24 protein-coding genes are annotated in these 24,867 nt (G+C 66.4%); 13 read left to right on the top strand and 11 right to left on the bottom strand.

Translation table 11 applies throughout. The annotated features are described in order from the left end of the window. Positions 1 to 58: 58 nt before the first annotated feature. The gene (locus ACNQFN_RS12930) at positions 59 to 694 is read left to right on the top strand and encodes a TetR/AcrR family transcriptional regulator (protein WP_418648921.1); all 636 of its coding nucleotides are present in this window, start codon (positions 59 to 61) and stop codon (positions 692 to 694) included. Here ACNQFN_RS12930 and ACNQFN_RS12935 read toward each other — a convergent pair. From ACNQFN_RS12935 to ppx, 3 genes are all read right to left on the bottom strand, one after another. Continuing rightward, positions 676 to 1,470, bottom strand: a complete 795-nt coding sequence (locus ACNQFN_RS12935; RefSeq protein ID WP_418646697.1) for a TatD family hydrolase — start codon at positions 1,468 to 1,470, stop codon at positions 676 to 678. The two genes, ACNQFN_RS12930 and ACNQFN_RS12935, sit on opposite strands and share 19 nt — an antisense overlap. 43 nt (positions 1,471 to 1,513) lie before the next feature. Continuing rightward, on the bottom strand, positions 1,514 to 2,314 hold the full coding sequence (locus tag ACNQFN_RS12940; protein WP_418646698.1) for an enoyl-CoA hydratase: 801 nt from the start codon (positions 2,312 to 2,314) through the stop codon (positions 1,514 to 1,516). 155 nt (positions 2,315 to 2,469) lie between these two features. Continuing rightward, positions 2,470 to 3,972 carry an exopolyphosphatase gene (gene ppx, locus ACNQFN_RS12945; RefSeq protein ID WP_418646699.1) on the bottom strand — a complete coding sequence of 501 codons (1,503 nt, stop codon included), beginning with the start codon at positions 3,970 to 3,972 and terminating at the stop codon, positions 2,470 to 2,472. 198 nt (positions 3,973 to 4,170) lie between these two features. Between ppx and ppk1 the strand changes: the two genes are divergently transcribed. Then, positions 4,171 to 6,252, top strand: a complete 2,082-nt coding sequence (gene ppk1 / locus ACNQFN_RS12950; protein WP_418646700.1) for a polyphosphate kinase 1 — start codon at positions 4,171 to 4,173, stop codon at positions 6,250 to 6,252. A gap of 83 nt (positions 6,253 to 6,335) precedes the next feature. On the opposite strand, the gene ACNQFN_RS12955 is transcribed toward ppk1, so the two are convergent. Next, positions 6,336 to 8,540, bottom strand: a complete 2,205-nt coding sequence (locus tag ACNQFN_RS12955) for a RelA/SpoT family protein (RefSeq protein ID WP_068639380.1) — start codon at positions 8,538 to 8,540, stop codon at positions 6,336 to 6,338. A gap of 209 nt (positions 8,541 to 8,749) precedes the next feature. Between ACNQFN_RS12955 and ACNQFN_RS12960 the strand changes: the two genes are divergently transcribed. From ACNQFN_RS12960 to ACNQFN_RS12975, 4 genes are all read left to right on the top strand, one after another. Beyond that, entirely contained in the window at positions 8,750 to 9,643 is an 894-nt protein-coding gene (locus tag ACNQFN_RS12960; protein WP_068639381.1) for a DMT family transporter, read from the top strand. Positions 9,644 to 9,647: 4 nt separating this feature from the next. Continuing rightward, on the top strand, positions 9,648 to 10,445 hold the full coding sequence (locus ACNQFN_RS12965) for a zinc-dependent peptidase (RefSeq protein ID WP_068639382.1): 798 nt from the start codon (positions 9,648 to 9,650) through the stop codon (positions 10,443 to 10,445). Continuing rightward, the gene (locus tag ACNQFN_RS12970; RefSeq protein ID WP_418646701.1) at positions 10,421 to 10,885 is read left to right on the top strand and encodes a flavodoxin family protein; all 465 of its coding nucleotides are present in this window, start codon (positions 10,421 to 10,423) and stop codon (positions 10,883 to 10,885) included. The genes ACNQFN_RS12965 and ACNQFN_RS12970 overlap by 25 nt, the downstream gene beginning before the upstream one ends. 205 nt (positions 10,886 to 11,090) lie before the next feature. Next, positions 11,091 to 11,528, top strand: a complete 438-nt coding sequence (locus ACNQFN_RS12975; RefSeq protein ID WP_068639384.1) for a host attachment protein — start codon at positions 11,091 to 11,093, stop codon at positions 11,526 to 11,528. Positions 11,529 to 11,763: 235 nt separating this feature from the next. Here the strand turns inward: ACNQFN_RS12975 and ispF are convergent, their stop codons facing one another. Together ispF and ispD are read right to left on the bottom strand one after the other, a co-directional pair. Beyond that, positions 11,764 to 12,273 carry a 2-C-methyl-D-erythritol 2,4-cyclodiphosphate synthase gene (ispF, locus tag ACNQFN_RS12980; RefSeq protein WP_068639385.1) on the bottom strand — a complete coding sequence of 170 codons (510 nt, stop codon included), beginning with the start codon at positions 12,271 to 12,273 and terminating at the stop codon, positions 11,764 to 11,766. Then, the gene (ispD, locus tag ACNQFN_RS12985; RefSeq protein ID WP_068639386.1) at positions 12,270 to 13,001 is read right to left on the bottom strand and encodes a 2-C-methyl-D-erythritol 4-phosphate cytidylyltransferase; all 732 of its coding nucleotides are present in this window, start codon (positions 12,999 to 13,001) and stop codon (positions 12,270 to 12,272) included. The genes ispF and ispD overlap by 4 nt, the downstream gene beginning before the upstream one ends. Positions 13,002 to 13,121: 120 nt before the next feature. Between ispD and amrA the strand changes: the two genes are divergently transcribed. Together amrA and ACNQFN_RS12995 are read left to right on the top strand one after the other, a co-directional pair. Then, a complete protein-coding gene (amrA, locus tag ACNQFN_RS12990; protein ID WP_068639392.1) occupies positions 13,122 to 13,688 on the top strand; it encodes an AmmeMemoRadiSam system protein A in 567 nt (188 codons plus the stop codon). After that, a complete protein-coding gene (locus ACNQFN_RS12995; RefSeq protein WP_068639387.1) occupies positions 13,685 to 14,368 on the top strand; it encodes a phosphoribosyltransferase in 684 nt (227 codons plus the stop codon). Before amrA ends, ACNQFN_RS12995 begins: the two co-directional genes overlap by 4 nt. A 15-nt stretch (positions 14,369 to 14,383) precedes the next feature. On the opposite strand, the gene ACNQFN_RS13000 is transcribed toward ACNQFN_RS12995, so the two are convergent. Together ACNQFN_RS13000 and ACNQFN_RS13005 are read right to left on the bottom strand one after the other, a co-directional pair. After that, entirely contained in the window at positions 14,384 to 15,076 is a 693-nt protein-coding gene (locus tag ACNQFN_RS13000; protein WP_068639388.1) for a nitroreductase, read from the bottom strand. Positions 15,077 to 15,118: 42 nt separating this feature from the next. After that, positions 15,119 to 15,928 carry an alpha/beta fold hydrolase gene (locus ACNQFN_RS13005; RefSeq protein ID WP_418646702.1) on the bottom strand — a complete coding sequence of 270 codons (810 nt, stop codon included), beginning with the start codon at positions 15,926 to 15,928 and terminating at the stop codon, positions 15,119 to 15,121. 239 nt (positions 15,929 to 16,167) lie between these two features. On the opposite strand from ACNQFN_RS13005, the gene mfd reads away from it, so the two are divergent. The 4 genes from mfd (at position 16,168) to serB (ending at position 22,960) form a co-directional block, all read left to right on the top strand. Continuing rightward, positions 16,168 to 19,656, top strand: coding sequence for a transcription-repair coupling factor (mfd, locus tag ACNQFN_RS13010; protein WP_418646703.1), 3,489 nt, complete (start codon positions 16,168 to 16,170; stop codon positions 19,654 to 19,656). A 16-nt stretch (positions 19,657 to 19,672) separates the two neighbouring features. Beyond that, on the top strand, positions 19,673 to 20,656 hold the full coding sequence (locus tag ACNQFN_RS13015) for a magnesium and cobalt transport protein CorA (protein WP_418646704.1): 984 nt from the start codon (positions 19,673 to 19,675) through the stop codon (positions 20,654 to 20,656). A gap of 397 nt (positions 20,657 to 21,053) precedes the next feature. Beyond that, on the top strand, positions 21,054 to 22,133 hold the full coding sequence (locus ACNQFN_RS13020) for a 3-deoxy-7-phosphoheptulonate synthase (RefSeq protein WP_068639390.1): 1,080 nt from the start codon (positions 21,054 to 21,056) through the stop codon (positions 22,131 to 22,133). Then, positions 22,130 to 22,960, top strand: a complete 831-nt coding sequence (gene serB / locus ACNQFN_RS13025) for a phosphoserine phosphatase SerB (RefSeq protein WP_418646705.1) — start codon at positions 22,130 to 22,132, stop codon at positions 22,958 to 22,960. The genes ACNQFN_RS13020 and serB overlap by 4 nt, the downstream gene beginning before the upstream one ends. A 6-nt stretch (positions 22,961 to 22,966) precedes the next feature. Here serB and ACNQFN_RS13030 read toward each other — a convergent pair whose 3' ends face one another. From ACNQFN_RS13030 to ACNQFN_RS13040, 3 genes are read right to left on the bottom strand one after another with little or no spacing between them, the layout of a single operon-like run. Further along, entirely contained in the window at positions 22,967 to 23,308 is a 342-nt protein-coding gene (locus ACNQFN_RS13030) for a DUF5615 family PIN-like protein (protein ID WP_083953738.1), read from the bottom strand. Next, positions 23,305 to 23,562, bottom strand: coding sequence for a DUF433 domain-containing protein (locus ACNQFN_RS13035; RefSeq protein ID WP_245650991.1), 258 nt, complete (start codon positions 23,560 to 23,562; stop codon positions 23,305 to 23,307). The genes ACNQFN_RS13030 and ACNQFN_RS13035 overlap by 4 nt, the downstream gene beginning before the upstream one ends. Next, positions 23,559 to 24,263 carry an ABC transporter ATP-binding protein gene (locus ACNQFN_RS13040; protein ID WP_418648922.1) on the bottom strand — a complete coding sequence of 235 codons (705 nt, stop codon included), beginning with the start codon at positions 24,261 to 24,263 and terminating at the stop codon, positions 23,559 to 23,561. Before ACNQFN_RS13040 ends, ACNQFN_RS13035 begins: the two co-directional genes overlap by 4 nt. On the opposite strand from ACNQFN_RS13040, the gene ACNQFN_RS13045 reads away from it, so the two are divergent. Next, a complete protein-coding gene (locus ACNQFN_RS13045) occupies positions 24,247 to 24,861 on the top strand; it encodes an arylesterase (protein WP_068639180.1) in 615 nt (204 codons plus the stop codon). The two genes, ACNQFN_RS13040 and ACNQFN_RS13045, sit on opposite strands and share 17 nt — an antisense overlap. Positions 24,862 to 24,867: the final 6 nt, after the last annotated feature.

A 24,867-nucleotide genomic window follows, 5' to 3' on the forward strand; every position in this document is an offset into this window, starting at 1 on the left:
CCCATTCCATCTCTACATACGGTAGCGTATGGGCAAAGAATCGTCAATACTATTCCATATGGAAAAAACAGCAAAGAAGCCACGCATCCAACTCGATCGCCAGAGCTGGGTCAACGCCGCCATCGAGGTCATGGCCGAAGAAGGAATCGCCGGCCTGCGGGTCGAAGTGCTCGCCAAGCGTCTCAAGGTCACCAAAGGCAGTTTCTACTGGCACTTCAACGACCGCCGCGACCTGCTGCTGGCGATATTGCAGCACTGGAAGGAAGGCCGGATCTGCGACATCATCAAGCAGACCCGGGTACAGCCGGGCAAGGAGCTTGCCCAGATCTACCACGTCATCGATGTGTACAGCGCAAGCCGCAATCGCCGCGGCATGATGATCGAACTCGCGGTGCGCGACTGGGCCCGCCGCGATGCCGAAGCTGCGGCGATCGTCGCCGAAGTGGACGACGTCCGCCTGCGCTGCGCGCGCGATCTCTTCCTGGCTTGCGGCGTGCCGATGGAAGAGGCCTCGAGCCGCTGCATGCTGCTCTACGCCTACGTGTTCGGCGTATCGCTGATGATCTACGAGAAATTCGACAGCGACATACTGCGCCTCAAGCGCGACATCGCCGATCTGATCGCACGATCCGGAGCCATGGCCACGCTGGCGGCTACACCTGAGCCGGCCGGACTTCAGTCGCCGGCTGCCTGACCGGGTGTTTCACCAGGACGCCAGCGCAGGACTTCGATCGCGTTTCGCCCGGTCGCCGCGATGATCTCCTCGACCGTGGCACTGCGCAATTCGGCGAGAATCGACGCATAGCGCAACAGATTCGCCGGTTCGTTGCGCCGCCCCCTCGCCCATTCCGGCGGAATGTCGGGGGCGTCGGTCTCTAGCACGATCGCGCCCAGCGGCAGTGCGGCAGCGAGTTCGCGGATGCGCGTCGAACCGCTGAAGCTCATCGTGCCGCCGAAGCCCAGCTTGAAGCCCAGGCCGATCAGGGCGTCCGCCTGCTGTCTGCTGCCGTTGAAGGCATGGGCGATGCCACCCGGCACGCCGATGCGGCGCAACTGCTTCAGAATGGGGTCGATCGCGCGGCGCACATGGAGAATCACCGGAAGCCCGTGGCGCCGCGCGAGCTTGAGCTGCGCGACGAAGAATCCGAGCTGCCGTTCGTGATCGATGCCGGGAACAAAATGATCCAAGCCGATTTCGCCCACCGCCACCGCCCCGCCTTCGCCGAGGTATTCGTCGAGCACGTCGACGTCGTCCATCCGCGCCGGCATCACGTACATCGGATGAATGCCGAGCGCGAAGCCTATATCGGCATTCTCCGCGGCGATGCCCCGCACGGCATCGAAGTTGGCCCGTTCGACCGCCGGCACGACAAAGCCGGCAACGCCCTTGGCCCGGGCGGCATCGATGACCTGCCCGCGATCGGCATCGAACTCGGCGGCATCGAGGTGGATGTGGGTATCGATCAGCATGCTGCCATTGCGGCGGTCCTGCCCGGCCGCCGCCCGGAGAGGTTCAGCGCCCTTTCCACACCGGCTTGCGCTTGGCGGCAAAGGCGTCCATGCCTTCGGCCGCGTCCTCGCACATGGCGTTGCAGGCCATGGTTTCGGCCGCCATCTGGTAAGCGGCTTCCAGGCCCATTTCGAGCTGCTTGTAGAACATCTGCTTGCCCATGCGGATCGCGACCGGCGACTTGGCGACGATGGCGGCTGCCAGCCGGGCAACTTCTTCATCGAGCTGTTCGAGCGGCACCACGCGGTTCACCAGCCCGCGGCGCTGCGCCTCGTGGGCATCGATGAAATCGCCGGTGACCAGCATCTCGAACGCCTCCTTGCGGCCCATGTTGCGCGACAGGCCGACACCCGGCGTGGCGCAGAACAGGCCGACGTTGATGCCGGACACCGCGAAGCGGGAGACGTCCGCCGCGACCGCGAGGTCGCACATCGACACCAGTTGGCAACCCGCCGCGGTGGCGATGCCATGGACGCGTGCGATGACCGGCTGCGGCAGCTCGGTCAGCTTCATCATGAACTTGCCGCACAGGCGGAACAGCCGCTGCTGGAAGTCCTTGCTGTAGTTGCCGCGCATTTCCTTCAGATCGTGCCCGGCGCAAAAGGCCTTGCCTTCGCCCGCCAGCACGACCACGCGCACGCTGTCGTCGCGGGCGATTTCGTCCACCGCCTCGATCAGCGTCTCGAGCATCTCGAAGGACAGCGAATTGAACTGGTTCGGGCGATTCAGCGTCAGCGTGGTGACGCCGCCATCGTCATGACGCAGCAGCATCGGCTCGGAACTGGAAACGGGAACGGCGCTCATGAGGTCTCCTTGGACGATCGATTCGGGGCGTGCGATCCGTGCACCTCGCCGGCCGCAGCTGTTTGGATCAGGTTGACGGTAACGTCAACTGCCGTACATGGTACTGCTTCGCGGAGCCGGCAGCCAGTTCCCTCGGCGCGGACGCTCCGCCCCGTTCAGACCTCTGCTCCGCGCGCGCTGGGCGAGCGAATATAGAGCCCTCTGCCGAGCGCGCTCCATTGCCGCTGCTCCTCGTCCAGCGCAGCAGCCGTCAGCGGCAGCTTCTGCAGCCAGCCCGGCGGTGTGTTGACGCTGAAGCCGCGCCCTTCGCGCCGCAGCACGATCGGCGGCGTGCCGCGCGCATCGCGGGCGCGATGGATGACCACGGCCAGCCGCAGACAGGCGATCAACAGCCAGTCGACACTGTTCGGATCGATCGACGCCACCCGCTCGAGCTTGCCGCGATGCGACAGCACCAGGCGCGACAGGCGTCCCTGATCCATGCGCGAGAAGCCCGGCATGTCGGCGTTGGCGACGATGTAGGCGCTGTGCTTGTGGTAGCTCGAATGGGCGACGGAAATGCCGATCTCGTGCAGCAATGCCGCCCAGCTCAGAAAGCGCCGGTCGAGGTTCTCCGGATCGGCCATCGCCGGCTCGACCTGGTTCAGCAGATGGCAGGCGGTATCCGCGACCTGCTGGGCCTGGCGCAGATCGACGTTGTAGCGGCGCACGAAGGCACTGACCGTGGCATCGCGCAGATCGTGATGGTGGTAGCGGCCGAGCAGGTCGTAGAGCACGCCCAGACGCAACGCGCCTTCGGAAAATACCATCTGTTCGATGTCGAATTCCTTGAACACGGCGCTCATGATGGCGAAGCCGCCCAGAATCACCGGCAGGCGGTCGCCCTTCAGCCCGGCGAGGTCGAGTGCGTCGATGCGCCCCGCCCGCAGCAGTTCGGCCCGGAAGCGCTCCAGCCCCTCGCGGGTGATCCCCGAATGCGAGAAGCCGTTCTGCTCCAGTATTTCGGCCAGAGCCTTGGCCGAGCCGCTGGAGCCGACCGCCTCTTCCCAGCCCGCTTCGCGGTAGGCGGCGACGATGGTCTGCAGCTCGCGCCGTGCGGCGAGCTCGGCTTCCTTCAGGCTGCGCTTGTCGACGCGGCCATTCGGGAAGAAGCGCAGGCTGTAGCCCACACAGCCCATGTAGCGCGATTCGAGCAGCAAGGGCTCGAAGCTCTTGCCGATGACGAACTCGGTGGAGCCGCCGCCGATGTCGACCACCAGTTGCTGCTTGTGGGGATCGGGCAGCGTGTGCGCCACGCCGACGTAGATCAGGCGGGCTTCCTCGCGGCCGGCGATGACTTCGATCGGAAAGCCGAGCGCCGCTTCGGCGCGAAGCAGGAACTCGGCAGAGTTCTTCGCCACGCGCAGCGTGTTGGTGGCCACCGCACGCACGGCACCGGCGTCGAAGTCGTGCAGGCGCTCGCGAAAGCGCTGCAGTGCCGCCACCCCGCGCTGCTGGGCATCGAGGTCGAGAATCTTGTCGGCAGACAGGCCGGCGGCCAGACGCACCGATTCCTTCAGCCCGTCGAGCGGATAGATCTGATCATTGACGATGCGACCGACCTGCAGGCGAAAACTGTTGGAGCCGAGATCGATTGCTGCAATGAGGTTGCGCATCATCAGAGTTCCGGACGAATGGCACGAGGCCGATCGGCGGATTTTAGCATCGGCTCTACGCTGCGTTGCAGCAAAAATATTCTGCCGAACACATCCGCCGCGGTTCCTTGCGCGGAATCATCGAAGCTCGCCGCTGTCATGATCCTGCAACGAATATGTCACATAATCGAGACGAACCTTCATCCGCGAACCCGGACCGCCATGTACGCCCCGAAGAACGATCGCAGCTACCCCACCGACCATTTCATCAACCGCGAGCTGTCCCTGCTGCGCTTCCAGCGCCGCGTGCTCGCACAGGCTGCCGACCCGACGGTGCCGCTGCTCGAACGCCTGCGCTTCCTGTGCATCGTCTCGAGCAACCTCGACGAGTTCTTCGAGATCCGCGTCTCCGGCATCAAGGAGCAGATCCACCTCGGCAGCCGCAAGACCGGCCACGACGGCATCTCGCCGCGCGATCTGCTCGAACGGGTCAGCGACGAGGTGCATGACATCATCTCGGACCAGTACGAACTGCTCAACGACGACATCCTCCCCGCGCTGGAAAAGGAGGGCGTGGTCTTCCTGCGCCGCAGCGAATGGTCCGAAACCCAGTTGAAGTGGATTCGCGACTACTTCATGGACGAAGTGATGCCGGTGCTGACGCCGATCGGGCTCGACCCCGCGCACCCTTTCCCGCGCGTGCTGAACAAGAGCCTGAACTTCGCCGTCGAGCTGGAGGGGCGCGACGCCTTCGGCCGCGATTCCGGCGCCGCCATCGTCCAGGCGCCGCGGGCGCTGCCCCGCGTCATCCGGCTGCCGCGCGAGATCTGCGCGCAGGAATACACTTTCGTGTTCCTGTCCTCGGTGCTGCATTCGCATGTCGGCGAACTGTTCTCGGGCATGAACGTGCTCGGCTGCTACCAGTTCCGCGTCACGCGCAATTCGGACCTGTTCGTCGACGAGGAAGAGGTCAAGGACCTGAGGGTGTCGCTGAAGGGCGAACTGCAGCAGCGCCATTACGGCGACGCCGTGCGGCTGGAAGTCGCCGACAGCTGCTCGAAGGAAATGGCCGCCTTCCTGCTGCAGCATTTCCATCTGGAGCCGGACGACCTCTACCGCACGCCGGGCATCGTCAACCTGGTGCGCCTGATGCAGGTGCCCGACTGGGTGGAGCGCCCCGACCTCAAGTACCCGCCCTTCGTGCCGGGCATCCCCAAGCCGCTGGACAAGCGGCGGCAGATCTTCGCCGTGCTGCGCAATCACGACGTGCTGCTGCACCACCCCTTCCAGAGCTTTGCGCCGGTCATCGACCTGCTGCGCGCGGCGGCGGACGACCCGCTGGTGCTCGCGATCAAGATGACGGTGTACCGCACCGGCACCGACTCGGTGCTGATGGAGCACCTGGTGCGCGCAGCGCAGAAAGGCAAGGAAGTGACCGTGGTGCTGGAACTGATGGCGCGCTTCGACGAGGAAGCGAACATCAGCTGGGCCAACCGCCTGGAAGAAGTCGGCGCGCATGTGGTGTACGGCGTGTTCGGCTACAAGACCCACGCCAAGCTGCTGATGGTGGTACGGCGCGAGGAAGACGGCCTGCGCCGGTACGTGCATCTGGGCACCGGCAACTATCATCCGCGCACCACGCGCTTCTACACCGACTTCGGCCTGCTGACCGCCAACGAGGAAATCGGCGAGGACGTCGCCACCGTGTTCAAGCAATTGACCGGCCTGGGCACTGCCAGCGAACTGCGCCACCTGTGGCAGGCGCCGTTCACGCTGCAGCCCAAGGTCGTCGAGGCGATCAAGCGTGAAGCGGAGATCGCCCGCGAAGGCCGCCGCGGCCGCATCATCGCCAAGATGAACGCGCTGCTCGAGCCGGAAACCATCGAGGCGCTGTACGAAGCCTCGCAGGCCGGCGTCGAGATCGACCTGATCGTGCGCGGCCCCTGCGCGCTCAAGCCGGGCGTGTCCGGCCTGTCGGACAACATCCGGGTGCGCTCGGTCGTCGGCCGCTTCCTGGAGCACCACCGCATCTTCCATTTCCATGCCGACGGCGACGACCTGATGTTCCTGTCCAGCGCCGACTGGATGGAGCGCAACTTCTTCCGCCGCATCGAGATCGCCTTCCCGGTGCTCGATCCGAAGCTGAAGCGGCGCGTGATGAAGGAAGGCCTGCGCCCCTACCTCGGCGACAACTGCCAGGCCTGGGAAATGCATTCGGATGGCCGCTACCGCCGCCGGAATCCGCGCGGCACGCGCCGCGCCGCGCAGCTGATCCTGCTGAAGGAGCTTGCCGCCAGCAGTTGAGCGGGCGGCACGAAAGGCATCGGGGGCTGCATCGCCCCCGTTCGCCCCACCGGCCCGGCGTCAACGCTTCCGGTAGCGGCGCCTCACTTGCGCTGCGCGTCGATCACGCCGGACACCTCGCGGATCAACGTGATCGCACGCTGGACCTGCTTGATGCCGTTGACCTCCATCGTGAAGCGCATGTAGGCCGTGCCCTTCTTGGTCAGCGTATTCACCGCGATCACGTTCAGCTTCTCGCGCGACAGCACTTCGGAGATGTCGCGCAGCAGGCCCTGGCGGTCCATTGCCTGCACGGTGATGTCGACCTGGTACAGCGCCGTCTTGCTGTCGGTCGCCAGCCCACCCCATTCCGCCGAGATCACGCGCTCGGGGTGCTTTCTCGCCAGCAACTGGAAATCCTGGCAATCGACACGGTGGATCGAGATGCCGCGTCCGCGCGTGACGAAACCTTCGATCGCATCAGGCGGCGCCGGCTTGCAGCAACGCGACAGCGAAGTCATCAGCTTGCCGACGCCGACGATCAGGATCTTGTCGGAATTGTCGCCCGAGCGGCTGCGGCTGACGACGAAATCCGGCTCGGCCGGCGCTTCCGGCGCTGGCGCGCTGCCTTCGCGCAGCGCCACCTGCACCGAGCGCGGCCCCACTTCGCCACGGCCGGCGGCGAGGAAGAGCGCCTCGGCGTTCTTGAAACCGAGACGCTCGGCGAGGCCGTCGAGGTTGGCCTGGCTGTGGCCGTCGCGCTGCATCTCGCGCGCGACGAAGCTGCGGCCGCGCGCGAGCAGGTCTTCCTCGTCGAGCTGGGCAAAGTACTGCTTGATCTTGTTGCGCGCGCGCGAAGTGTTGACGTAGTGCTGGCGTGCATCCAGCCAGTCGCGCGAAGGACCACCCTCCTTGACCGTGACGATCTCGACCGTCTGGCCGTTTTCCAGCGGCGTGTTCAGCGGCACCAGATGGCCGTCGATCTTGGCGCCGCGGCAGTGGTGGCCGAGGTCGGTATGCAGGCGGTAGGCGAAATCGATCGGCGTCGAACCGCGCGGCAGGTCCACCACCTTGCCCTGCGGCGTCAACACGTACAGCATGTCGTCCAGCGAGGCACGCTTGAACTGCTCCATCCACTGCGCGGAATCGGTGACTTCGTCGCGCCAGGACAGCAGGTTGCGCAGCAGCGCGATCTTTTCGTCGTAGTCGGAGCCGGACTGCGAGCCTTCCTTGTAACGCCAGTGCGCCGCCACGCCGAGTTCGGCATGCTTGTGCATGTCGTGGGTGCGGATCTGCACCTCCAGCGCACGGCCGTCGCCCGCCAGCACCGCGGTATGCAGCGACTGGTAGTTGTTGCCCTTGGGCTTGGTGATGTAGTCGTCGAATTCCTTGGCGATCGGCTGCCAGATCTGATGCACGAAGCCGAGCACCGTGTAGCAGTCCTTGACCTCGTCGACCAGCACGCGCAGCGCACGGATGTCGAACACCTGCGAGAAGTCGAGCCGCTTCTTGCGCATCTTGTTGTAGATGCTGTAGATGTGCTTGGCGCGGCCGGTGATCTCGGCCTTGATGCCGACTGCCGCCAGTTCGGCCCTGAGGCGCTCGATCGCGTCCTGGATGAACTGCTCGCGCTCCACCCGGCGCTCGTCGAGCATCTTGGCGATGCGCTTGTAGGTTTCCGGCTCGATGAAGCGGAAGGAAAGATCCTCCAGCTCCCACTTGAGCTGCCAGATGCCCAGCCGGTTGGCCAGCGGTGCATAGATGTCCAGGCTCTCGCGCGCCACATCCACCCGCGCGTCGCCCGGCAGGTCGGTGTAGAAGCGCAGCGTCTGGGTGCGCGACGCCAGCCGCACCAGCACCACGCGGATGTCCTCGACCATCGCCAGCAGCATCTTGCGCAGCACTTCGGTCTGGGCGCGGATCTCGGGCGCGGTGGCGGTGGTCGTCATGCGCGTCAGCACGCGCAGGCCGTTCAGCTTGTGCAGGCCGCGCACCAGATGGCAGATGTCGGCATCGAAGCGCGACTCGATCTCTTCGGCCGGGTCGTCCACTTCGTCCCACACCGCGAACAGCAGCGCGGCGATGCGCGTGTCCGCGTCCAGCCTCAGCGAGGCCGCGATCAGCGCAGTGCCGATCGCATGCGTCCAGGCCGGCTCGCCGGTGCCGAGCACCTTGCCTTCGTACAGATCGGAGATCCATTCGAGCGCGGACTCGATCCTGTCGCGTTCTCCGGCCGTCAGGCCGGCAGCGAGCATGTCGACCGGGGGGGCGGTGTCGCCCTGGGAGATGGCGTGAGTGACGGAAACCATGGCGGCGGATTATCCCATACCGGCGGGTTTTTCGAACCTGTCGCCAGGCCGCGGAAAATGTATGGAAATGCGGCATGCCGGTGCAGGCGGGTCGGGCCGGCGGCGGGCATGCGCTTCGCAGCTGCATCCGTGCTGTGCGATCATCCCCGGCCTGCGGCGCCCGCCACGATCGAGCGCCGCTCCCGAAACGACTCCAGGCCGAAGCATCGATGCAGCGTCTCAATGCCAATCCTTACCTCCTGCTCACGCTCACCGCCCTGTTCTGGTCGGGCAACATGGTGATGGGCCGTGGCATCCGTGCCGACGTGCCGCCGCTCGCGCTCGCCTTCTGGCGCTGGGTGATCGCCCTCGCCCTGGTCGCGCCGTTCGCGCTGCCGCACCTGCGCGGGCAATGGGCCAGGCTGCGCGCGGCCTGGCCGGTCGTCGTCGTGCTCGGCCTGCTGAGTGTCGGCTGCTACAACACGTTTGCCTATCTCGCCCTGCAGCACACCACCGCGACCAGCGCCACGCTGCTGAACTCCTTCATCCCGATCGCCACCATTGCCTTCGGTTTCCTGTTCTTCGGCAGACGCCTGAGCCGCGCCGAGACGGCCGGCGTCGCGACGTCTCTGCTCGGCGTGCTTGCGATCGTCAGCCGCGGCAGCCTGGAAACCCTGCTGGGGCTCAGCCTCAACACCGGCGACCTGTGGATGCTGGCTTCGGTGACGGTGTGGGGGCTGTACACCGTCGGCCTGCAGAAGCGCCCTGCCGGCGTCGATCCGATGCTGATGCTGGCCGCCTTCACCGTGGTCGGCCTGCTCGCGCTGGCGCCGGCCTATGCCTGGGAGCTGTCCGAAGGCCGGCACATCAACCTCAACCTGGCATCGCTCGGCGGCATCCTCTACACCGGCATCTTCCCCGGCTTTCTCGGCTACGTGTTCTACAACGCCGGCGTCGCTGCGGTGGGGCCGGCGCGCGGCTCGCTCTTCATCCACCTGATGCCGGTGTTCGCAACCATCCTTGCGGCGATCTTCCTCGACGAGCGGCCGCAGTGGTACCACTTCGCCGGCATCGCGCTGGTGTTCGCCGGCATTTTCCTGACCACGCGCAAATCCTCGAGCTGATCCCATGTTCGAACGCATCCGCCGCTGGCTCGGCCTGGCCACCCCGCCGACTTCGGTTCCCGACAGCCAGTGGGCGCGAGTCGAGGCCTGGCTGCCCTTCCTCGATTACCTCGACCCGGACGACCGGCCCCGCCTGCGCCGGATGGCGCTGGAATTTCTCGCCGGCAAGCAGTTTCACGGCGCCAACGGACTCGAACTGAACGACGACATCCTGCTCTGCATCGCGCTGCAGGCCTGCCTGCCGGTACTGAACATCGGCCTGCAGGCCTACCGCGACTGGGTCGGCGTGATCGTCTATCCGGGCGATTTCCTCATTCCCCGGCGCGAGTACGACGAGGCCGGCGTGCTGCACGAATACGAGGACGAGGTGCTGGGCGAAGCCTGGGAAGGCGGGCCGGTGCTGCTGTCCTGGTTCGGCGGCGAAGGGCAGCCGGCAGGCGTCAATGTCGTGATCCACGAGTTCGCCCACAAGCTCGACATGGAGAACGGCGGCGTCGACGGCCTGCCGCGGCTGCGGCCCGGCATGTCCCGGCAGGCCTGGGCAGCGGCCTTCAGCCAGGCCTACGAGGATTTCTGCGGCGAAGTGGACCGCGGCGCGGAAACCGACATCGACCCCTATGGTGCGGAGCACCCGGGCGAGTTCTTCGCCGTCGTTTCCGAAGTGTTCTTCGAGGCGCCCCATGTGCTGCAGCAGCGCTTCCCGCAGGTATACGCTCAACTCGCCCTGTTCTATGGCGTCGACCCCGCCCAGCGGGAAGCCCTGCTGAGAGGACGCGGATGGCACCAGCCAAGCGCCTGCTGATCGTGCATCACACCCAGTCGGGCAACACCGGCATGCTGGCCGAAGCGGTGTTGCGCGGCGCCGGGCGCGTCGATGGCGTCGACACCCGGCTGATGCGCGCCTTCGACGCCGGCACCGACGATCTGCTGGCCTGCGACGGCCTGCTGCTCGGCACGCCCGAGAACTTCGGCACCATGTCCGGCGCGCTGAAGGACTTCTTCGACCGTACCTACTACCCCTGCGAAGGCAAGCTCGTCGGCCTGCCCTACGCCGTCTTCGTCAGCGCCGGCAACGACGGCACCGGCGCGGTGCGCGAGATCGGGCGCATCGCCAACGGCTACGGCTGGAAGCAGGTCGCCGAAGCGCTGATCGCGCGCAAGGAAATCACCGCCGGGCATCTGAACGCCGCCGAAGAGCTCGGCGAAGCGATGGCGTCGGGATTGGCGATGGGAATTTTCTAGGCCTGCCCCGAGGCAAGGTTTCATGGACGGCCGGCGGTGCTTTGCGGGATGCGATCCGCTCATCGGAACACGTTTCCATACTGCGATACGAAATGAATTTGGCAGGATCGAAACGAGTGACTAAGCTGAACGAGTGCCGCTCCATCGGCACCCCATTGGTGCATGGCACGGTACGCTATCCTTTTCACGCAACGGAGGTCGTCTCATGGCAATAACCTGGATTTTGGTTGCCAACGCCAGCCTGGCGAAGCTGTATGCGAATCTCGGCCCCAACAAGGGGCTCACGCTGGTCAAGGAACTGATCCACCCGGAAAGCAGGCAGAAGAACTCTGAACTCGTCACCGACCGCTCGGGCGCGATGGGTGCCAACGGCGGTGGCGGATCGATGCAGCCACAGACACTCCCGAAGCAGCACGAAGCCAGGGTCTTCGCCCAGGAGATTGCCCAGGCCCTGTACCAAGGGCGGGCGGCGAACGCCTTCAAGCGCGCCATCCTGGTCGCGCCGCCGGCTTTCATGGGCATACTCAATACCGTGATCGACGGCCCGACGGCGCAATTGATCAGCGACCGCTTCGAAAAGGACTACACCAAGACGACCGAGCCGGAACTGAGCCAGCGGCTCGCTTCGGCGATCTATCTGTAATGCCGCAGGAACGGCGTTTTCGGAGGAGGATTCATTTGAGCGGATACGACATCCCACTCGATTCGATCTGAACCATTCCGATTCATTTCCGATAGCCTCCGTCCAGGAGGCTCGACGGCGCAAGGCGCGCGATGCCTGGCGCCGTTACGCAGAGCGCGGGGCCAGCGTGCCAGACACGCGGCCCCGCAGCCGTTTACATCCGCTCAGCCCGGAGACGGCCAACTCGGCCAAGGAATCAGGCGCGGGTTTCAGCCTGTCCTTCTGCACGCCCCAGCAAGGCCACGACCTGGGTCGCGATCCCCTCTCCACGTCCGGCGAAGCCGAGCTTCTCGGTGGTCTTGCCCTTGATGTTGATCGCGCTCGCGTCCATGTCGAGGTCGGCGGCGATGTTGGCGACCATCGCCGGCGCATGGGGCATGATCTTCGGCGCGGCGCAGATGATGGTGGCGTCGATGTTGACCACCTGCCAACCCGCCGCACGCACGCGGGCGAAGGCTTCGCGCAGCAGCACGCGGCTGTCGGCACCGGCATGCCGTGGATCGGTATCGGGAAACAGCCTGCCGATGTCGCCCAGGCCGGCCGCCCCCAGCAAGGCGTCGGTGACGGCGTGCAGCAGCACGTCGGCATCGGAATGGCCGAGCAGGCCGCGCGGGAAGGGAATCGTCACGCCGCCGATGATCAACGGCCGGCCGGGCACCAAGGCGTGGACGTCGAAACCCTGGCCGATGCGGAACGGAACGCTCATTGCCTGGCTCCTTCGCGGTTCTGCAGAATCCACTCGGCCAGGTGCAGATCGAGCGGATAGGTGACTTTCAGATTGGTGGCATCGCCCTGAACCAGGCGGGGGCGCAGGCCGGCAGCTTCGATCGCGCTGGCCTCGTCGGTGACGTCGGACGCCGCTTCCAGCGCCCGGCGCAGCATCACGTAGCGGAACATCTGCGGCGTCTGCGCCTGCCACAGGCTGTCGCGCGGCACGGTGGCGGCGACGTGGCGGTGGTCGTCGGCCCGTTTCAGCGTGTCGGCCACCGGCACCGCCAGCAGCCCACCGACTTCGTCGTGCGCCAGTTCTCGCACCAGCTTGTCGATGTGCCATGCCGCCAGGCAGGGCCGCGCAGCATCATGGACCAGCACCCAGTCGGATGCCGCGGCCTCCTTCGAGATCGCACGCAGGCCGCCGAGCACGCTGTCCGCACGCGTCGCACCGCCGCAGAACAGCGGCACGAGCTTGCCGCCCAGCACCGACCAGTCGTGCCGCGACCACTCGGCATCATCCACCGACAGCACGACGAAGACCTTGTCGATGTCGGGCGAAGCGCACAGCACCGACAAGGCGTGGTGGATCAGCGGACGGCCCAGCAGCGGCAGATACTGCTTGGGCCGCGCAACGCCCATGCGCGAGCCGCTGCCCGCGGCAGGCACGATGGCGAAATGGCGGGCCCGGGGGCGGGCTTGTGTGTTTTGCATGGCGCGCATTCTAACCGCGCCTGACGGCGCGGGGCCGTATTCTGCGAGGCCTGGGGGTATGATTCGGAGGCCCGCCATCCGCGCATCTCCTTTCCTGCCATGCCGCTCGCCCCGCCCCTGATCGAAGCCATGCCCGACACCGATGTCGGCCCACGACTCCTGCGCCTGGCGCGCGAGGCCATCGCCCACCACCTCGGACTCGGCCCCGCGCCCTCACCCGACGGCCACCCCGCGCTCGCCGAACGTGGCGCCACCTTCGTCACCCTGACGGTAGCGGGCGAACTGCGCGGCAGCGTCGGCAGCATGCGGCGCACCCGCTCGCTGGCGGCCGACGTGATCGCCAACGCGATCGCCGCCTGCCAGGATCCCCGCTTCCCGGTGCTCGATGCGGCGGCATTCGCACAGTCGGAAATCGAGGTCTCGCTGCTGGACGAACCGGAGTTCATCGATTTTGCCGACGAGGCCGGCCTGCTTCGCCAATTGCGCCCGCAGCAGGATGGCGTGATGCTGTTTGCCGGCTGCCGCGGCGTCACGCTGCTGCCGCACATGTGGGCCCAGTTGCCACGGCCGGAGCTGTTCCTCGCCGCGCTCAAGGAGAAAGCCGGCATTCCGCTCGAACGCCCGGTGGACGGACTGATGGCGGCACGCTACGGCGTCAGCACCTGGCGCACCGACGACGGGAAGCCCGCATCGTGAAGCTGCGCCACACTCCGCTCAGCATCCCGGCGCACGGCGACTGGCTGGCCGGCACGCTCGCCCACGCGCCGGACGTGCGGGCGCTGGCGCTGCGCATCCATTCATCGGGCCGCTCGCTGGACCAGTCTCCGCTCGACGGCGCACCCGGGCCGCTGGAGCCGGCGCTGCAGGCCGCCGGCTTCGCGACGATGACGGTCGAACTGCTGACCGGCGACGAAGCGCTGCACGATGCCGATGCCGCTTTCAACATTCCGCGCCTCACCGAACGCATCCTCGCAGCGGTGGATTGGGCCATCCACCAGCCATTGCTCGACCGCCTTCCGCTCGGTCTCGTCGCTGACGGCACCGGGTGCGCCGCAGCGATCCGCGCGGCGGTCAACGCACCGGAAAGCTTCACCTCGATCACCTGCCTCGGCGGACGGCCCGACCTCGCCGGCGCAGCCCCGCTGCGTGCCGTCCGCACGCCGGCACGCTTCGTCGTCGCGCCGGAAAGCCCGGATGCGCCGATGCTGGCATCCGCCTACGCACTGCTCCAGGGCGAGCGCGACTGGCTGGCGCTGCCGGCTGCCGGCGAGCACGACCGGCAGCGGCACGCCGCGCAGGCCGCCAGCGACTGGCTGGCATCCCATCTCCCGCCGGCGGACGAAACCGGCACCGGGCAGTCGCCTTGGCCCACCTGAGCGCCCGGCATCCCCTCAGTCGCGGAAGCTGACCCACTCGTCGAGCGCCATGCGTTCCGTGCGCAAGGCGTTCTCCGGCGCATCCGGATCGGCATGCCCCATCGACATCGCGCAGATCAGGACTTCGCCGTCGGGAATGCCGAGTTCCTGCTTGATGATGCGATGGAACTGGATCGGTGCGACCTGGGGGCAGGTGTCCAGCCCGCGCGCCTTTGCCGCCAGCATGACGTTCTGCAGCAGCATTCCGCTGTCGAGCCACGAGCCCTGCTCCATGATGCTGTTGACGCTGAAGATCAGGCCGACCGGCGCATCGAAGAACTTGTAGTTGCGGGCGAACTGCTCGTGCATGCGCTGCGCATCGCCTTTCTGGATGTTCAACAGGCTGTAAAGCTGCCTGCCGACCTGGCGGCGGCGCTCGACGTAGGGCGACACCCACTCCCTGGGGTAATAGATATAGGGTTCGACGTGGGTGGCGGCCTCGCCGGGATCGTCGAACACGGCGAGTATCTTGTCGGACACCCTGGCCTTGGTTTCCCCGGTCAGGACCCAGACCTTCCACGGCTGGATGTTGGTGCCGGACGGCGCACGCGAAGCCACGGCGAGGATCTCGGCAATCGTCTCCCGAGGTACGGCGCGCGGCAGGAAGGCGCGGCAGGAATAGCGGCTGTTGATGACTTCGTCGACTGCTGACTGGAGGGAGTTGCTCATGCGAGGAACCTCGGGAACGTACAGGATTGTTGAAAGCCGCCTTCAGGCGACGCCGTCGAGAAAACGCGAAACCAGTTTGAACACCTGCTCCGGGCATTCACGGTGAGGCACATGCCGTATGCCGGGCATGATCTCGACACGTGCCGGACCGCCGGCAAGTTCGCCGATCAGCTCCGGATGGCACGGACTGCCGTATTCATCCTCCGCGCCATGAATGGCGAGCAGCGGACACTCGACCCGAGGCAGCACCGGCCTCAAGGACCAGGACGCGAACGCGGGGCTCAGCCAGGTGCCGATCCAGGCATCCAGCACCCACTCCGCCTTGTCGCCATGGTATTTCGCCAGCCGTTCGCGCTGCGCCGGGTCCTTGAACAGCTCGCGGGCTTCCTCGATGCCGGCGACGGTCCGATCCTCGACGAAAGCCTGGGCCGACTCGGTAATGAGCGCCGCACAATCATCGGCATGGCGCGCGGCGCAATTCACCGCCATGCCGCCGCCGACGCTGTGGCCGAACAGGATGAAACGGCCGATCTCCAGCTGCCGCAGCAGCGCCGCGAAGCCCGTCTCCGCCTCGGCCGCGATGAAGTCCAGTGGGAGCTTGCCCGAACACGCATCCGAGCGGCCGAAGCCGAGGCGGTCGTAGGCCAGCACCCGCCGGCCGGTGCCGGCACACAGCACCGCGGGGAAATCCCGCCACAGCTCCACGCTGCCGAGCGAATCGTGCAGCAGCACGATCGGGGTACGATCGCGGCCCGGCGGGGGCGGCAAGCCGCGGGGCGACCATTCACGTGCATACAGGCGGGCGCCGCAGGCCTCGATCCAATGGTCGCGGGTGTCGATGTCGTGAAGCACTCGAATCGTTCTCCTGGGCTTGGGGGGCGGGGGCCGCATGATCGTGCCGGCACATCATGCACCACCCTTCTTCTTGTCGTCCGCGGGATGATGTGTCGAAAATTACGTTAACGTCAACGTAATGGCGGCAGGCAATGGCCGGCCCATGACGAAAAACCCGCTGGAGGAAGAAGACGGCGGGCAACGGCCGCCCGGGCACTCTCTATAATCGCGTCTTCAGAATGCGCAACACCGGTGCAATGCCCCCCTCTCAGCCCCCTTCCCAGCTCCGCTCCCCCCTCGATCCGCTGCTGCCCCTGCTCGCCGCCTGTGCACTGCCCAGGCCCGGCGCCCGCCTCGAGCTTCCCGCCTTCGCCGGCTCGGCCGATGCGCTGGCGGTCGCCGCGCTGGCGGCACGCGCCGGCCGGCTGCTCGTCGTCACCGCCAACCCGCTCGACGCACAGCGCCTGCAGGACGAGATCCGCTGGGTCGCACCCGAACTGCGGCTGCACCTGCTGCCCGACTGGGAGACGCTGCCCTACGACAACTTCTCGCCCCACCAGGATCTGATCTCCGAGCGGCTGTCCTCGCTGTACGCGATCAGCCGCGGCGAGGCCGACGTGGTGCTGGTGCCCGCTTCCACCGCGCTGTACCGCATGGCGCCGCCATCCTACCTGGCGGCCTACACCTTCTTCCTGAAGCAGGGCGAGCGCCTGGACGTCGAGGCGCTGAAGGCGCAGATGACGCTGGCCGGCTACGCCCACGTCACCCAGGTGGTCAGCCCGGGAGAGTTCTCGGTGCGCGGCGGCCTGGTCGATCTGTATCCGATGGGTTCGCCGCTGCCCTTCCGCATCGACCTGTTCGACGATGAAGTCGAGAGCATCAAGACCTTCGATCCGGACACCCAGCGCACCGTCTATCCGACCACGGAGATCCGCCTGCTGCCGGCGCGCGAATTCCCGCTCGACGATGCCGGTCGCAGCCGCTTCCGCAGCCGCTTCCGCGAAACCTTCGAAGGCGACCCGACCCGCGCGGCGATCTACAAGGACGTCTCCAACGGCATCGCCCCGGCCGGCATCGAATACTACCTGCCGCTGTTCTTCGACGACACCGCGACGCTGCTCGACTACCTGCCTGCCGACACCACGGTGCTGCTGCACCGCGACGTGCCGGCGGCGATCGCCGAGTTCTGGCGCGACACCCGCTCGCGCCACGACCTGCTGAAAGGCGACCGCAGCCGGCCGGTGATGCCGCCGGAACAGCTCTTCCTCAGCGACGAGGACTTCTTCGGCGCGCTGAAAGCGCGCCCCCGCCTCGTGCTGGGTGCCGCTGCCAGTGCCGAAGGCGGCGAGGCCATCGCCCGGCCGCTGCCCGAGCTGTCGGTCGAGCGCAAGGCCACCGACCCGCTGCACAAGCTGAAAGCCTTCCAGGCCGGCGACTGGTACCAGCGCGGCGGCCGCATCCTGCTGCTGGCGGATTCGCCGGGGCGGCGCGAGACGATGGCCGACTATCTCGCCGAATACGGCCTGAAGCCGGAGGCGATGACGGATTTTGCCGCCTTCATCGACGGCGAGGTCCGCTTCGCACTCGGCGTATCGCCGCTCGCCAATGGCTTCATGTTGCCCGAAGCCGGCCTGGCCATCGTCACCGAAGCCGAACTCTATGCCGCCACCGCCCGCACCCGCACGCGGCGCGACAGCCGCAAGGCGGCGACGATGGAAGGCTGGCTGCGCGACCTGTCCGAGCTCAAGCTCGGCGACCCGGTGGTGCATGTGTCGCACGGCATCGGCCGCTACCTCGGCCTGATCCACATGAACCTCGGCGAAGGCGACACCGAATTCCTGCACCTGGAATACAACGGCGGCGACAAGCTCTACGTGCCGGTGTCGCAGCTGCACGTCATCACCCGCTACGCCGGCGCCGATCCGGAAGCGGTCGACCTGCACCGTCTCGGCTCCGGCCAGTGGGAAAAGGCCAAGAAGAAGGCCGCGATGCAGGTGCGCGACACCGCCGCCGAACTGCTGGCGCTGTACGCCCAGCGCGCCGCCCGTCCCGGCCACCGCTTCGACTTCCAGCAGCACGACCTCGAAGCCTTCGCCGAGGGTTTCGGTTTCGAGACCACGCTCGACCAGCAGTCCGCGATCGACGCGGTGGTGAACGACATGAAGTCCGGCCGGCCGATGGACCGCCTGGTGTGCGGCGACGTCGGCTTCGGCAAGACCGAAGTCGCGCTGCGCGCCGCCTTCATCGCGGTGCAGGACGGCAAGCAGGTGGTCGTGCTGTGCCCCACCACCCTGCTCGCCGAGCAGCACTACCAGACCTTCGCCGACCGCTTCGCCGACTGGCCGGTGCGCATCGCCGAGCTGTCGCGCTTCAAGTCCGCCAAGGAACAGGCCGAAGCCCTGCAGCAACTGGCCGAAGGCAAGGTCGACATCATCATCGGCACCCACCGCCTGCTGCAGAAGGACGTGCAGTTCAAGCGCCTGGGGCTGGTCGTCATCGACGAGGAGCACCGCTTCGGCGTGCGCCAGAAGGAAACGCTGAAGCAGTTGCGCTCGGAAGTCGACATCCTGACCCTGACCGCGACGCCGATCCCGCGCACACTGGGGCTGGCGATGGAAGGCCTGCGCGAGTTCTCGGTGATCGCCACCGCGCCGCAGAAGCGGCTATCGATCAAGACCTTCGTGCAGCCCTCCAGCCGCGGCACGATCCGCGAGGCGGTGCTGCGCGAATTCAAGCGCGGCGGCCAGGTGTACTTCCTGCACAACGAAGTCGACACCATCGAGAACATGCGCAACGACCTCGAGGAACTGCTGCCCGAGGCACGCATCGTCGTCGGCCACGGCCAGTTGCCCGAGCGCGAGCTGGAGCGCGTGATGCGCGACTTCACCCAGCAGCGCGCCAACCTGCTGCTGTGCACCACCATCATCGAGACCGGCATCAACATCCCCACAGCCAACACCATCATCATCAACCGCGCCGATCGCTTCGGCCTGGCGCAGCTGCACCAGCTGCGCGGCCGCGTCGGCCGCAGCCACCACCAGGCCTACGCCTACCTGCTGACCCAGCCCGGCGCCAAGCCCTCGGCCCAGGCGCAGAAGCGGCTGGAAGCGATCACGATGATGGAAGACCTCGGCTCCGGCTTCTACCTGGCGATGCACGACCTGGAGATCCGCGGCGCCGGCGAAGTGCTCGGCGAGAACCAGTCGGGCGAGATCCAGCAGGTCGGTTTCAGTCTCTACACCGAAATGCTCAAGCGCGCGGTCAAGGACCTGCAGGCCGGCAAGGAACCCGACCTCAGCCAGCCGCTGGAAGTGGTGTCCGAAATCAACCTGCACACCCCGGCGCTGCTGCCCACCGACTACTGCCCCGACGTACAGGAACGCCTGACGCTGTACAAGCGCCTGGCCAACTGCGAAACCGACGAGGACCTGCGCGCACTGCAGGAAGAACTGATCGACCGCTTCGGCGAAGTTCCGCCGCAAACCGCCGCGCTGCTCGAAACCCACCGTCTGCGCATGCTCGTCAAGGACTACGGGGTACAGAAGCTCGACGCCTCCGACGCTCAGATCAGCGTGCAGTTCGCCAAGGACGCGCCGATCGACCCGGTCAAGGTCATCTTCCTGATCCAGAAGGACCGCAGCGTCAAGATGGCCGGCCCGGAAAAGCTCGTGCGCCGCATCGCCCTGCCGAACCTGAAGGACCGCGCCAAGGCCGTGAAGGATCTGCTCGACGCGGTGAAAGCCTGAGCGACCGGAGGCCGCCATGCTCATCAACTGCACCGCCTACCAGCACGGCCGCAAGCTCGCCGAGCTGCCGGTCGAGCGCATCGGCGACTACCTGGCACGGCCGGACACTTTCGTCTGGGTCGCGCTGAAAGACGCGACGCCGGAAGAGCTGGCGGTGATGAAGGGCGTCTTCGACCTGCACGAACTGGCCGTCGAGGACGCCAACCACGGCCACCAGCGGCCCAAGGTCGAGGAATACAACGACGGCGACGACGGCGGCTCCAGCCTGTTCGCCGTCATGCATCTGATCGACGAGCGTGAAGGCGGCCTGCACGTCGGCGAAGTCCACGTCTTCGTCGGCGCCAACTACATCCTGTCGGTACGCAACGACAGCCCGCGCGATTTCGCCGGCGTGCGCGCCCGCTGCGAACGCGACCCCCGGATGCTGGCCAAGGGACCGGGCTACGTGCTCTACGCGCTGATGGACGCGGTAGTGGATCGCTACTTCCCGCACATCGAAAAGCTCGAGACCGAGGTCGAGGCGCTGGAAGAGCGCATCTTCACCAAGGGCGCCGCACGCTCCAACATCCGCCGCCTGTACCGCCTCAAGCGCAAGGTCACGCTGCTCAAGCACGCCGTCGCCCCGCTGATGGAAGCCGCGAGCAAGCTCCACAGCGGCCGCGTGCCGGACCTCTGCAGCAAGAGCCGGCACTACTTCCGCGACGTCTTCGACCACCTCGTCCGCATCAACGCCTCGCTCGACGGCATCCGGGACACCATTGGCACCGCCATCCAGGTCAACCTGGCGCTGGTCACCGTCGACCAGACCGAGATCAGCAAGCGCCTCGCCGCCTGGGCCGGCATCTTCGCCGTCGCCACCGCGCTGGCCGGCCTCTGGGGCATGAACTTCAAGTACATGCCCGAGCTGGAGTGGGAGTACGGCTACCCCCTGGCGCTGGCGACGATCGCGGCGCTGGGCGGACTGCTGTACTGGCGGTTCAGGAAGGCGAAGTGGCTGTGAGAAGGAAGCAAGGGAAACAGTAAGGCCGCCCCGGGCATGATGCCCGGCGCGACACCATCCGCGACCTGGGCTATTCCCATGTGGAAGACGAGATGTACCTCGGCGACATCGCGCTGGGCGTCGCCACACTGATTCGAGCAACAAGGTCGTCGGCGCGATCAACATCGGCATCGCCCGTCCGCAATGGAAGGGCGAGGAAGACAAGGAGAACATGCTGTCGCTGCTGATCGCGGCAGGACGCGCGATTTCCAGCCGGGGATGATGCCGGAGCCGGCGCGTGGATGAAGCCAGGTTCGGCGTCCACACGCAGGTTCGCGACGAAATCCGTCTCAGACGGTGCCCATGGAGCGTTACAATTCATGGTTTTCCGTCCCTGCCGTACACCGGAGTCTCAGCAATGCCCGCCGCCCTGACCGAAAACCTCAACATCGCCGCCTTCGATCACATGCCCTCGCCGGAGGAGATCAAGGCCAGCGTACCGATCACCGAGCAAGCCGCGGCTTCGGTCGTGGCCGGACGCAGAGCGCTGATGGACATCCTCGATCGCAAGGATCCGCGCGTCTTCGTCGTCGTCGGACCGTGTTCGATCCACGACCCGGTGGCCGGCCTCGACTATGCGCGCCGGCTCAAGGCGCTGGCCGACGAGGTGTCGGACGTGCTGCTGCTGGTGATGCGGGTGTATTTCGAGAAGCCGCGCACCTCGACCGGCTGGAAGGGTTTCATCAACGATCCCTTCATGGATGACTCCTTCCGCATCGACGTCGGCATGGAGCGTGCGCGCAAATTCCTGCTCGACGTCTGCGAGACCGGCCTGCCGACCGCCACCGAGGCACTCGACCCGATCGCGCCGCAGTACTACGGCGACCTGATTGCGTGGACCGCGATCGGCGCCCGGACTTCCGAATCCCAGACCCACCGCGAGATGGCTTCGGGCCTGTCGACGCCGGTCGGTTTCAAGAACGCCACCGACGGCGACCTCGACGTGGCGATCAACGCGATCATCTCGGCGGCCAGCCCGCACAGCTTCCTCGGCATCAACAGCCGCGGCCAGTCGGCGATCACCCGCACCCGCGGCAACCGCTACGGCCACGTCGTGCTGCGTGGCGGCGGCGGCCGGCCGAACTACGACACGGTGTCGGTGTCGCTGGCCGAGCAGGCGCTGGCCAAGGCCAAACTGCCGCAGAACATCGTCGTCGACTGCTCGCACGCCAACTCCTGGAAGAAGCCCCAATACCAGCCGCTGGTGATGAAGGACGTGATGCACCAGATCCGCGAAGGCAACGAGTCGGTGGTCGGCCTGATGGTCGAAAGCAACATCGAAGCCGGCAACCAGCCGATTCCCGCCGACCTGTCGCAGCTCAAGTACGGCTGCTCGGTGACCGACGCCTGCGTGGGCTGGGACACCACCGAGGAGATGATCCGCAATGCGGCGGCGATGCTGCGCGAAGTCGCCGGCAGGCGCGGAGCGCGCGCATGAATCTCGTCGTGCTGGCCGAGGACGTCGACAGCATTGCGCTGAAGAACGTCGCCAAGCTGACGGGCGCGCGCGAGATCGAGCAGATCACACCGCGCTCGTTCCGTCTGGTCGCGGCCCAGGCCCATCCCGACCTGGCGAAGACCTGCGCCGCAGGCGGCCTGGACCATGCCTGGCTGCCCGACGGCCGTCAATTGCGCGACTTCGGCCTGTTCGTCACCGACATGGATTCGACGCTGATCAACATCGAATGCATCGACGAGATTGCCGACATGCAGGGCCTGAAAGCCCAGGTCGCCGAGATCACCGAAGCGGCGATGCAGGGTGAGATCGATTTCCGCGAGTCGCTGACCCGCCGCGTGTCGCTGCTGGCCGGCTTGCCCGAAAGCGCGCTGGAAGAGGTTTACGTCCATCGCCTGCAACTGAACCCCGGCGCTGAACGGCTGATGAAAGGCATGCAGCGCGCCGGCATCCGCACGATGCTGGTGTCCGGCGGCTTCACCTACTTCACCGAACGCCTGAAGCAGCGCCTGGGCTTCGACCACGCCCATGCCAACGAGCTCGAGGTGGCCGATGGCCGCCTGACCGGCCGCGTGCTGGGCGGGATCGTCGACGGCGAGGCCAAGGCGCACCATCTGCTGCGCGTCCGCGATGCGCTCGGCCTGCAGCCGCAGCAGGTGATCGCTGCCGGTGATGGCGCCAACGACATTCCGATGTTGAAAGCTGCTGGCTTCGGCGTCGCTTTCCACCCCAAGCCGGCGCTGCGCCAGGTGGCTGACTGCTGCATCGAGCACAGTGGGCTGGATGGAGTGCTCGACCTTTTTGGCTGAATCGACCTAGGCGTCACCGAGTTCGACGATTTGCTCGCCCGCCTTCAACAAAACGATGGCGTCGAGAAACAAGCGTCCGAGTACTTCGCGCAAGCGTCGATTGGTCAGGTTTCCACAAGTCACCCACAGCAGTCGCGGTGGGGGGCCGCGCTGTGCAATCAATTCGATGAAATCGCTGTCCTTGCTGATCAGCACGACTTCACCTGTATCTCGCGCTCGATCGAAGATATGCCCGTCCTCTGCGTCGTGTAATCCGAGAAAGCGCATCGAATAGGCTTCCACACCAAAGGCTTCGGACAACCATGGCGCAAGACTGGGCGGCAACTGGGCATCCACCCAGAAAATCACGCCGCCAGCCTCGCAATGGATGCGCGCTTGGCGGCGAAATGCAGGCAGGCCAGGATGTCCGCGCCTTCCAGATCAGGGAAGTCCGTCAGGATTTCAGACTGATCGACTCCCTGGGCAAGCATTTCCAGAACGTCGGCCACGCGAATCCGCAGTCCGCGAATGCAGGGCTGCCCACCGCATTGGCGAGGATTGAAGCTGATACGCTGATCAAGGTCGGTATTCATTGCTTTCTCATCCTTGGCCTGAATGGTCATTGTGCCTCACTCAAGCGCCCCGCATCCATCCGCAGCACGCGCCCGCAGCGGCGCGCAAGCGACTCGTCGTGGGTGACGAGAATCAGCGTGGTGCCGGCTTCGCGGTTGAGCGCGAACATCAGTTCGATGATGGCGCGGCCGGTTTCGGCGTCGAGGTTGCCGGTCGGCTCGTCGGCCAGCAGCAGGCGCGGATCGGGGGCGAAAGCCCGCGCCAGCGCGACGCGCTGCTGCTCGCCGCCGGACAGGTGCTTGGGATAGTGGCGCAGCCTGCTTTCCAGGCCGACGCGCTGCAGCCATTGCGTGGCCACCTCGCGCGCCTGCGGCACCCCGGCCAGTTCCAGCGGCAGCATCACGTTCTCCAGCGCGGTGAGCGCCGGCAGCAGCTGGAAGGACTGGAACACGAAGCCGATGGTCTCGCCGCGCAGCGCCGCGCGCGCATCTTCGTCGAGGACGAAGAAATCCGTGCCCTGCAGCCTGACCGAACCGCCCGATGGAACATCCAGCCCGGCGAGCAATCCCAGCAGCGTCGATTTGCCCGAACCCGACGCGCCGACGATGGCGACCGACTCGCCCGCGCCGACAGCGAAGCCGACATCCTGCAGAATGTGCAGATCACCCTCGCCGTCGGCCACCTTCACGCGCTTCGACAGGCGCTCGACTTCGATGACCGGAATGGAGATTTCAATGCCGCTGCGATCCATCGCTACCTTCTTTGTCATGCTGCTGTTCATGAGTGCCGCCCAGGCGGCGACGATCCTGGTGTGGGGCGACAGCCTGTCCGCCGGCTACGGCCTGAAGCCCGGCGAAGCCTGGCCCACCCTGTTGCAGACGCGCCTGGAGGAAAAAGGGTTCCACCATACCGTCGTCAATGCCAGTGTATCCGGCGAGACTTCGGCCGGCGGCCGCTCGCGCCTGCCGGCCGCGCTCGAACGCCACAAGCCCGACATCGTCATCCTGGAACTCGGCGCCAACGACGGTCTGCGCGGCCTGAAGCCGCAACTGCTGGCCGAGAACCTCGAAGCGATGATCGCCGCATCCCGCGAAGCCGGTGCCCGGGTGCTGCTGATCGGCATGCAGATGCCACCGAATTATGGTCCCGCCTACACCCGCCGGTTTGCCCAGGCTTTCGACGAAGTCGCCAAGGCCCAGCAGGTGCCACTCGTTCCCTTCCTGATGGAAGGCTTCGCCGACCAGCCCGAGCGCTTCCTCGCCGACGGCATCCATCCCACGGCCGACGCGCAGCCGCTGGTGCTGGATACGGTGTGGAACGGCCTGGAGCCATTGCTGGGCAAGCGCTAGCGCAGC

This window comes from Thauera butanivorans (assembly GCF_048398245.1).
In the GTDB taxonomy this organism is placed as follows: Bacteria; Pseudomonadota; Gammaproteobacteria; order Burkholderiales; family Rhodocyclaceae; genus Thauera; species Thauera butanivorans.